Annotated in this window: 5 protein-coding genes; all 5 read left to right on the top strand. The window is 72.9% G+C overall.

What is annotated here, in order from left to right:
* Positions 1-17: 17 nt before the first annotated feature.
* Positions 18-1001 carry a sugar phosphate isomerase/epimerase gene (locus ASF38_RS08885; RefSeq protein ID WP_082480636.1) on the top strand — a complete coding sequence of 328 codons (984 nt, stop codon included), beginning with the start codon at positions 18-20 and terminating at the stop codon, positions 999-1001.
* A gap of 11 nt (positions 1002-1012) precedes the next feature.
* Positions 1013-1981, top strand: a complete 969-nt coding sequence (locus ASF38_RS08880; protein WP_235497571.1) for a 1-phosphofructokinase family hexose kinase — start codon at positions 1013-1015, stop codon at positions 1979-1981.
* On the top strand, positions 1978-3300 hold the full coding sequence (locus ASF38_RS08875) for an L-fuculokinase (RefSeq protein WP_056575212.1): 1323 nt from the start codon (positions 1978-1980) through the stop codon (positions 3298-3300). The genes ASF38_RS08880 and ASF38_RS08875 overlap by 4 nt, the downstream gene beginning before the upstream one ends.
* Entirely contained in the window at positions 3297-3926 is a 630-nt protein-coding gene (locus ASF38_RS08870; RefSeq protein WP_056575209.1) for a bifunctional 4-hydroxy-2-oxoglutarate aldolase/2-dehydro-3-deoxy-phosphogluconate aldolase, read from the top strand. The genes ASF38_RS08875 and ASF38_RS08870 overlap by 4 nt, the downstream gene beginning before the upstream one ends.
* Before the next feature lie 63 nt (positions 3927-3989).
* A partial coding sequence (locus tag ASF38_RS18020; RefSeq protein WP_200914470.1) for a hypothetical protein occupies positions 3990-4262 on the top strand: 273 nt, incomplete at its 3' end.

The raw sequence follows: 4262 nt of genomic DNA, 5'->3' as shown, positions 1-4262 counted from the left end.
CCCCCGGAGGAAGTCCCATGAAGCCACAACCGTTCCGCATCCACGACCAACGCGTCGTCAAGGCCTTCGTCGAGGCACGTCGTTCGCACACCGCCGACGAGCCGCGGCTCAAGCTGGCCTGGAGCAACTGGGGCTTCGGCACCGAGGAGCTCTCCGCGTCGGCCGCGCGGCTCGAGGCCAACGGTGTCGAGCACATCGAGCTCCACGGGAACCTGTACTCACCGGACATGGGCTACCGGCCGGACGAGGTGCTGCGGATCCTCGGTGACCACGGAGTCTCCGTCTCCGGCGTGTGCGGCATGGTGACGCCGAACCAGGAGTTCGCCCACCTGCACCCGCACGTGCGCCAGCGCGCCGTCGACTACTTCCGCCGGCAGGTCGAGTTCACCGCGGCCGTCGGCGGCACGTACCTGCTGTTCGGAGCCGGTTCGGTCGGGCGCCCGGTGCCCTTCGACTCCTACGAGCTGCAGCGCGCGGCCGACACCATCCGCCTCGTGGCCGACGACTTCGCCGCTGCCGGCATCCGTGGCGCCGTCGAGCCGATCCGCCCGGAGGAGTGCAGTGTCGTCCACACGTTCGACGAGGCCCTCGACCTGCTCGCACGGGTCGACCACCCGGCCGTCCAGCACATCAACGGCGATCTCTACCACATGCTGAGCGGCGAGCTGCACATCGGCGCGACGCTCCTGGACCACGGTCACCGGATGATCAACCTGCACCTGGCCGACTCGAACCGGCGCGCGCTGGGCCGTGGACTGCTCGACCTCGACGTCGTAATGATGGCGCTCTATGCCATCGGCTACCAGCGGGGTGACCACTACGCCTCGGCCGAGCCGCTCGGCGCGGGGGGCAACCCGTACGCGGCCATGAACCTGCCGCCGGACACGGACCGCCTGGACGAGCTCGTAGCGGTGACGGCCACGACGTGGCGCGAGCGCGAGGAGGAGATCCTGTCCGCGAGCGACGAGGAGCTCTTCGGCCTGTACCAGATCACGGAGTGACCGAGCCCGCCATGGCCGACGCGACCCTGCACGTGGTGTGTCCGAACCCGGCCCTCGACCGGCTGCAGACCGTGGAGCACTTCCGGCCGTTCGAGGTCAACCGGGTGACGTCCGTCCGTAGCCTGCCCGGCGGCAAGGGGATGATCGTCTGCCGCGCCGCGCGACGGATGGACGCGCGGGTCACCGCACACGGGTTCGCCGGAGGGGCGGTCGGCCGGATCATCCGAGCGGGGTGCGTCGATCTCGGCGTCGCGGACCACCACGTCGAGATCGCTGGGGAGACCCGGGTGACCCCCGTGGTGATCGAGGAGTCGACGGGACGGTCGACGGTCCTGAACGAACGTGGTCCGCACGTCTCGCCGGCGGAGCAGTCCGCGCTGCTGGAGGGGCTGCGGTCGGTCGTGCGTACCGGCGACGTGGTCGTCTCGACCGGCAGCCTCCCACCCGGGTGCGACGGCGACCTGCATGCGCGCGTGGCCCGGCTCGCGGTCGGCGCCGGTGCGCTCGCGATCGTCGACGCCCACGGCGCGGCGCTCGCCGCGGTCATCGACGCATTCCGTTCCGAACCCGCCGCCGGGGGCCTGGTGGTGAAGCCGAACGCGCTGGAGCTCGGCGAGGTGGTCGGCTCGACGCTGCACGACGCCGAGGCCGTCCTCGCCGCCACCCAGGAGCTGGTTGCCGCCACCGGGGCAACCTTCGTGATCACGCTCGGTGCGGACGGGGCCGTGTGGGCCGGGAGGGAGTCCTGGTCCGTGGCCGCACCTCGGGTCGAGACGGTCAACGCCACGGGGTCGGGTGACTCGTTCCTCGCGGGCCTCGCGGTCGCCCTGGGCGACGACCGACCCGCGGTCGAGGCGCTCACGCTCGCGACGGCGATGGGCGCGGCCAACGCAGCGAACCTGACGCCGGACGTCGACCCCGTGCTCGTCCGGGCGCTCCGCGAGGACATCGCCGTGACCTGGCACGGAGGTGCGGCGTGACGCTCTACCTGGGCGTCGACATCGGCACGACCCGGACCAAGGTCGGCTGCGTCGACGGGGACACCGGCCTGTTGGTGGCGGTCGCCGCGGCTCCCACGCCCGTGCACGACGACGCGCTGGGAGGGACGCGCGACGCCGGAGCCCTGATCGAGACCGTGCAGGGCCTGCTCGACGAAGTCCTCGACCACCCCGAGGTGCAGGTCGGGCGGCTGGGCGGGCTCGCGGTCGGCTCCGTCGGTGAGGAGGTCGTGCTGCTCGACGCGGATGGCGCCGTGACCGGGCCGGTGCTGGCCTGGCACGCCGAGCACGGCCGAACGGCCAGGAGATGGGTCACCGACCCGGCGCTCTCGCCGCTCGACGACACCTTCTCCGTGTTCAAGCTCGCCTGGCTCGCACGCGAGCGCCCCGAGGAGCTCGCTCGCGCCGTCACCTTCACGAGCCTCGCCGACCACGTCGCCCTCACCTTGGTCGGTGACGGGGCCGACGGAGCCTTCCTCAACGTCTCGCACTCCTCGCGGACCGGCCTGCTCGACCTCGACTCCACCTCGCTGCGTGCCGACCGGCTGGCCGGTGTCGGCGCAGGACACCTGCGTCTGCCACGTCTGGTCCCGAGCGGCACGATCGTCGGCACGTGGCGTCGGGACGGGCGCCCTGCGGACGGGCTGCCCGTGGTGACGGGCGGGCACGACCACTGGTGCGGCGCGTTCGGCGCCGGCGTGCGGCGGGCCGGGGACGTCTACGTGTCGGCCGGCACGTCGGAGGCGCAGGTCATGCTGGTCGACCGGCTGCCGGCCGACCTCCCGCCCGACGTCGACGCCGGCGCCTTCGTGTCGGGTGACCTTCTCTACCTGCACCGCGCGACTCCCGCTGGCCGGATCTACCAGGCCTGGCGCGAGCTGCTCTACGCCGGCGAGGAGGACGACGTCCTCTGGGACGAGGTCCTCCCCGACCACGACGTCCCCGCCGCCTCCGTGGACGTCGCTGGCCGGACCGTGGAGCTGGGACCCTTGCCGTTCGAGCCGACCCGCGGCCGGCTGATGACCAGCCTGTTCGCCGGGCTCGCGCAGGAGGCCGAGCGCACCACGGCACGCCTTGAGGTGCTCGCGGGTCGCCCGGCCGCCGACGTGGTGGTCGCCGGCCTGCCGGCCTCGCGACCAGGTTGGCGAGGCCTGCGCCAGGACGCGACCGCCAGGACCTTGCACTTCGTGACCGAGCCCGAGGCCACGCTCGTCGGCGTCGCGCTCCTCGCCCGCGCGGGCGTCGAGGGCGGCGTCGGTACGACGACCATGACGACCACCACCGGAGGAACCACCGCATGAGCACCACCGACCTGCTGCGCACCCACCGCCTCGTCCCCGTGGTCGTGATCGACGATCCGGGTCACGCGGACCACCTTGCTACCGCGCTCGCGGACGGCGGCCTGCCCCTCGCCGAGGTGACCTTCCGCACCGCCGCTGCCGCTGCGGCGATCGGGCGGATGCGTGACCACGGTGGGGTGACGGTGGGTGCGGGAACCGTGCTGACGGCGAAGCAGGTGGACGTCGCGGTCGACGCCGGTGCCGAGTTCGTGGTGTCCCCGGGCTTCAGTCGTGCGGTGGTCGAGCGTTGCGCGGAACACGGGGTGCTGGTCGTTCCCGGCGCCGGGACGCCGACCGAGATCATGACGGCCCTGGACGCCGGGCTCGACCTCGTCAAGTTCTTCCCGGCAGAGACGTCCGGTGGTGTGCCGGCGGTCGCGGCGCTGTCGGCCCCGTTCCCGCAGGTGTCCTTCGTCCCGACCGGTGGGATCACCGGCGCGACCGCAGCGGACTACCTCGCCCTTCCGGCGGTGGCCGCGGTCGGCGGCAGCTGGATGGTGCCGCGCGACCTCGTCCGGGACGGGGACGTCGAGGCGTTGACCGCGCTGGTCCGCGCGAGCGTGTCGGCGGTGAGCGTCTCCGCGTAGTCGTCGACCAGGGGTCGTCGCGACCTCATGCCCCGTTCACCCCCAGGACCTAGCGTCGCCGCCATGGCCGGACTACGCGAACGCCTCGCCCGTCGGATCTGGACGCCACCGCCCCCACCGAAGCCGCCGCGCGACCCCGAGCTGGTCGCGCTCGACCGGCTGCGCGACGCGTGGAAGGACGGGCCCGTCCGTGACGACCGGATCAACGAGCACCTCGCGCTCGTGCTCGACAAGTCCGGCGTCCCCGGCGGGCGCGTGCTCGAGATCGGCGGCCGAGGGCACCCGCGTCACCGGGTGTTCGACGCCGACCGCTTCGAGTACCTCAACCTCGACCTC

Source organism: Aeromicrobium sp. Leaf272, from assembly GCF_001422865.1.
Classification (GTDB): domain Bacteria; phylum Actinomycetota; class Actinomycetes; order Propionibacteriales; family Nocardioidaceae; genus Aeromicrobium.
Note: the sequence above shows the minus strand (reverse complement) of the source record. Positions and strands in the feature narration are given on the sequence as shown.

Coding starts and splice junctions, on each gene's coding strand:
- ASF38_RS08885 (WP_082480636.1), top strand. CDS start 18: ATGAAGCCACAACCGTTCCGCATCCACGACCAACGCGTCGTCAAGGCC.
- ASF38_RS08880 (WP_235497571.1), top strand. CDS start 1,013: ATGGCCGACGCGACCCTGCACGTGGTGTGTCCGAACCCGGCCCTCGAC.
- ASF38_RS08870 (WP_056575209.1), top strand. CDS start 3,297: ATGAGCACCACCGACCTGCTGCGCACCCACCGCCTCGTCCCCGTGGTC.